The organism is Flavobacterium stagni (assembly GCF_004122105.1).
Lineage (GTDB): Bacteria > Bacteroidota > Bacteroidia > Flavobacteriales > Flavobacteriaceae > Flavobacterium > Flavobacterium stagni.
In genome coordinates this window covers 1-5,026 of record NZ_SBKN01000014.1, presented here as the reverse complement: position 1 = coordinate 5,026, position 5,026 = coordinate 1, and the positions used below count along the sequence as shown (strand labels likewise).

Annotated in this window: 2 tRNA genes and 3 rRNA genes; all 5 read left to right on the top strand. The window is 48.0% G+C overall.

The features are described 5' to 3' along the window. Positions 1-1,429, top strand: a 16S ribosomal RNA gene (locus EQG61_RS13690); the annotation flags it as partial. Positions 1,430-1,519: 90 nt separating this feature from the next. After that, positions 1,520-1,593 (top strand) — tRNA-Ile (locus EQG61_RS13685). An 87-nt stretch (positions 1,594-1,680) separates the two neighbouring features. After that, positions 1,681-1,754, top strand: a tRNA-Ala gene (locus EQG61_RS13680). Between the two features lie 164 nt (positions 1,755-1,918). Next, positions 1,919-4,793: ribosomal RNA gene (locus tag EQG61_RS13675) — 23S ribosomal RNA — on the top strand. 120 nt (positions 4,794-4,913) lie between these two features. Next, positions 4,914-5,023 (top strand): 5S ribosomal RNA (gene rrf / locus EQG61_RS13670). Positions 5,024-5,026 lie beyond the last annotated feature (3 nt).

The following is a 5,026-nucleotide window of genomic DNA, read 5'->3' as shown; positions in this document are numbered from 1 at the left end:
TTGAGACCGGCGCACGGGTGCGTAACGCGTATGCAATCTACCTTTTACAGAGGGATAGCCCAGAGAAATTTGGATTAATACCTCATAGTATATATCATTCGCATGTTTGGTATATTAAAGTTCCAACGGTAAAAGATGAGCATGCGTCCCATTAGTTAGTTGGTAAGGTAACGGCTTACCAAGACGATGATGGGTAGGGGTCCTGAGAGGGAGATCCCCCACACTGGTACTGAGACACGGACCAGACTCCTACGGGAGGCAGCAGTGAGGAATATTGGTCAATGGACGCAAGTCTGAACCAGCCATGCCGCGTGCAGGAAGACGGTCCTATGGATTGTAAACTGCTTTTGTACGGGAAGAAACACTCCTACGTGTAGGAGCCTGACGGTACCGTAAGAATAAGGATCGGCTAACTCCGTGCCAGCAGCCGCGGTAATACGGAGGATCCAAGCGTTATCCGGAATCATTGGGTTTAAAGGGTCCGTAGGCGGTTTAATAAGTCAGTGGTGAAATCTGGTCGCTCAACGATCAAACTGCCATTGATACTGTTAGACTTGAATTACTGTGAAGTAACTAGAATATGTAGTGTAGCGGTGAAATGCTTAGATATTACATGGAATACCAATTGCGAAGGCAGGTTACTAACAGTTGATTGACGCTGATGGACGAAAGCGTGGGGAGCGAACAGGATTAGATACCCTGGTAGTCCACGCCGTAAACGATGGATACTAGTTGTTTGGATTTATCTGAGTGACTAAGCGAAAGTGATAAGTATCCCACCTGGGGAGTACGAACGCAAGTTTGAAACTCAAAGGAATTGACGGGGGCCCGCACAAGCGGTGGAGCATGTGGTTTAATTCGATGATACGCGAGGAACCTTACCAAGGCTTAAATGGGAAACGACGTATTTGGAAACAGATATTTCTTCGGACGTTTTTCAAGGTGCTGCATGGTTGTCGTCAGCTCGTGCCGTGAGGTGTCAGGTTAAGTCCTATAACGAGCGCAACCCCTGTTGTTAGTTGCCAGCGAGTAATGTCGGGAACTCTAACAAGACTGCCAGTGTAAACTGTGAGGAAGGTGGGGATGACGTCAAATCATCACGGCCCTTACGCCTTGGGCTACACACGTGCTACAATGGACGGTACAGAGAGCAGCCACTACGCAAGTAGGAGCGAATCTATAAAACCGTTCTCAGTTCGGATCGGAGTCTGCAACTCGACTCCGTGAAGCTGGAATCGCTAGTAATCGGATATCAGCCATGATCCGGTGAATACGTTCCCGGGCCTTGTACACACCGCCCGTCAAGCCATGGAAGCTGGGGGTACCTGAAGTCGGTGACCGTAAGGAGCTGCCTAGGGTAAAACTAGTGACTGGGGCTAAGTCGTAACAAGGTAGCCGTACCGGAAGGTGCGGCTGGAACACCTCCTTTCTAGAGACGTTAAAGGGGAATTGATTTTAGGAAAAGAGATTAGTATTACTCTCGCTGTTAGTTCAAAAAAAAAGATAAGCATAATTACAGAGTCTCGTAGCTCAGCTGGTTAGAGTACTACACTGATAATGTAGGGGTCGGCAGTTCGAGTCTGCCCGGGACTACTGAAATGCTTAAAAAGGAAATTCTAGAGGTTGAGTAACCGTTTGAAGTACTGTTAACTGAAAACTGTTAACTGAACACTGGAAAACGGGGGATTAGCTCAGCTGGCTAGAGCGCCTGCCTTGCACGCAGGAGGTCATCGGTTCGACTCCGATATTCTCCACGAATTGATTTGAAGATTAATCAATTTGAATATTTGAAGATTCATTTTCAAATTCTCAAATCATCAGATTTTCAAATTAATAAAGTTCATTGACATATTGGGATAAGATAAAATACAAACAAAGTAGAAAGCACAGGCGCTTATTTTAGAATAAGCACCAACATACATAAGCAAAATAAGGGCGTATGGGGGATGCCTAGGCTCTCAGAGGCGATGAAGGACGTGATAAGCTGCGAAAAGCTGCGGGGATTGGCACATACGAATTGATCCGCAGATATCCGAATGGGGCAACCCAATACATTGAAGATGTATTACTCCGATAGGAGGGCGAACCCGCTGAACTGAAACATCTAAGTAGGCGGAGGAGAAGAAAACAATAGTGATTGCGTGAGTAGTGGCGAGCGAAAGCGTAGGAGCCCAAACCAAAGTTGTTACGGCAATTTTGGGGTTGTAGGACCACGACATTTGATGCTAACTGAACTGGAACTACCTGGAAAGGTAGACGATACAAGGTGATAGTCCTGTACAGGTAAGGGAGGTTATTGATAGTGGTATCCTGAGTAGGGCGGGGCACGTGAAACCCTGTCTGAATTTGCCGGGACCATCCGGTAAGGCTAAATACTCCTGAGAGACCGATAGTGAACCAGTACTGTGAAGGAAAGGTGAAAAGAACCGTGAATAACGGAGTGAAATAGAACCTGAAACCATACGCTTACAAGCGGTCGGAGCCCTTTAGAGGGGTGACGGCGTGCCTTTTGCATAATGAGCCTACGAGTTACCGTTGCTGGCAAGGATAAGTACTTCAGGTATGGATCCGTAGCGAAAGCGAGTCTGAATAGGGCGCTTGAGTCAGTAGTGGTAGACGCGAAACCGTGTGATCTACCCATGGGCAGGATGAAGCTGTGGTAACACATAGTGGAGGTCCGAACCGGTTGACGTTGAAAAGTCTTCGGATGACCTGTGGGTAGGGGTGAAAGGCCAATCAAACTCGGAAATAGCTCGTACTCCCCGAAATGCATTTAGGTGCAGCGCTGATGTTGAGTTATATAGAGGTAGAGCTACTGATTGGATGCGGGGGCTTCACCGCCTACCAATTCCTGACAAACTCCGAATGCTATATAATATAATCAGCAGTGAGGGCATGGGTGCTAAGGTCCATGTCCGAGAGGGAAAGAACCCAGACCATCAGCTAAGGTCCCCAAATGTATGCTAAGTTGAACAAACGCGGTTTGTCTGCATTGACAGCTAGGATGTTGGCTTGGAAGCAGCCATTCATTTAAAGAGTGCGTAACAGCTCACTAGTCGAGCGGACGAGCATGGATAATAATCGGGCATAAGTATACTACCGAAGCTATGGACAGAATATTCTGTGGTAGGGGAGCATTCTAACAGGGCCGAAGGTGTAGCGTGAGCTATGCTGGACTGGTTAGAAAAGAAAATGTAGGCATAAGTAACGATAATGCGGGCGAGAAACCCGCACACCGTAAGACTAAGGTTTCCTCAGCTATGCTAATCAGCTGAGGGTTAGTCGGGGCCTAAGGCGAATCCGAAAGGAACAGTCGATGGATAACGGGTTAATATTCCCGTACTACTTATAATTGTGATGGGGTGACGGAGTGATGAAAGTACCGCCAACTGACGGAATAGTTGGTTAAAGTACGTAACTAAAGGCCTTGTAGTTAAATGCGCAGGGACTGGTGAAATACGATAGTACACGGCGTCTTCGGACAAAGTGATAGTGTACCTAAGGGCTTCCAAGAAAAACCTCTAAACTTAGATTATAAGTACCCGTACCGTAAACCGACACAGGTAGTCGAGGAGAGAATCCTAAGGTGCTCGAGAGATTCATGGCTAAGGAATTAGGCAAAATAGACCTGTAACTTCGGGAGAAAGGTCGCCAGCAGCAATGCTGGCCGCAGTAAAAAGGTCCAGGCGACTGTTTATCAAAAACACAGGGCTCTGCAAAATCGTAAGATGAAGTATAGGGCCTGACACCTGCCCGGTGCTGGAAGGTTAAGAGGAGATGTTATCTTCGGAGAAGCATTGAATTGAAGCCCCAGTAAACGGCGGCCGTAACTATAACGGTCCTAAGGTAGCGAAATTCCTTGTCGGGTAAGTTCCGACCTGCACGAATGGTGTAACGATCTGGACACTGTCTCAGCCATGAGCTCGGTGAAATTGTAGTATCGGTGAAGATGCCGATTACCCGCAGTGGGACGAAAAGACCCTGTGCACCTTTACTATAGCTTAGTATTGACCTTGGATAAGTGATGTGTAGGATAGGTGGGAGACTATGAACCGGGTTCGCCAGGATTCGGGGAGTCATTGTTGAAATACCACCCTTTGCTTATCTGAGGCCTAACCCCGCGTTGCGGGGGACATTGCTTGGTGGGTAGTTTGACTGGGGTGGTCGCCTCCAAAAGAGTAACGGAGGCTTCTAAAGGTTCCCTCAGCACGCTTGGTAACCGTGCGTAGAGTGCAATGGCATAAGGGAGCTTGACTGAGAGACATACAGGTCGATCAGGTACGAAAGTAGAGCATAGTGATCCGGTGGTTCCGCATGGAAGGGCCATCGCTCAAAGGATAAAAGGTACGCCGGGGATAACAGGCTGATCTCCCCCAAGAGCTCATATCGACGGGGGGGTTTGGCACCTCGATGTCGGCTCGTCACATCCTGGGGCTGGAGAAGGTCCCAAGGGTTGGGCTGTTCGCCCATTAAAGTGGCACGCGAGCTGGGTTCAGAACGTCGTGAGACAGTTCGGTCTCTATCTACTGCGGGCGTTAGAAATTTGAGTGGATCTGATTCTAGTACGAGAGGACCGAATTGGACTGACCTCTAGTGTATCTGTTGTCTCGCCAGGGGCACCGCAGAGTAGCTACGTCGGGAAGGGATAAGCGCTGAAAGCATATAAGCGCGAAACCCACCACAAGATGAGATTTCTTTTAAGGGTCGTGGAAGATGACCACGTTGATAGGCTATAGGTGTAAAGGCAGTAATGTCATAGCCGAGTAGTACTAATAACCCGTAAGCTTATGTATCGATACCGTCCCGAGCAATCGGGACGGGTCAGCTTTGTTCTTTTATCTTATCTTAGTATGTTAAAATATTAGCGTAGCAATACGCGCTTTAGCTAATCCGATTAGCTCAAAGCCACAACTTAAGGTGGTTATTGCGTCGGGGCTCACCTCTTCCCATTCCGAACAGAGAAGTTAAGCCCGACTGCGCAGATGGTACTGCATAACTGTGGGAGAGTATGTCGCCGCCTTCTTTT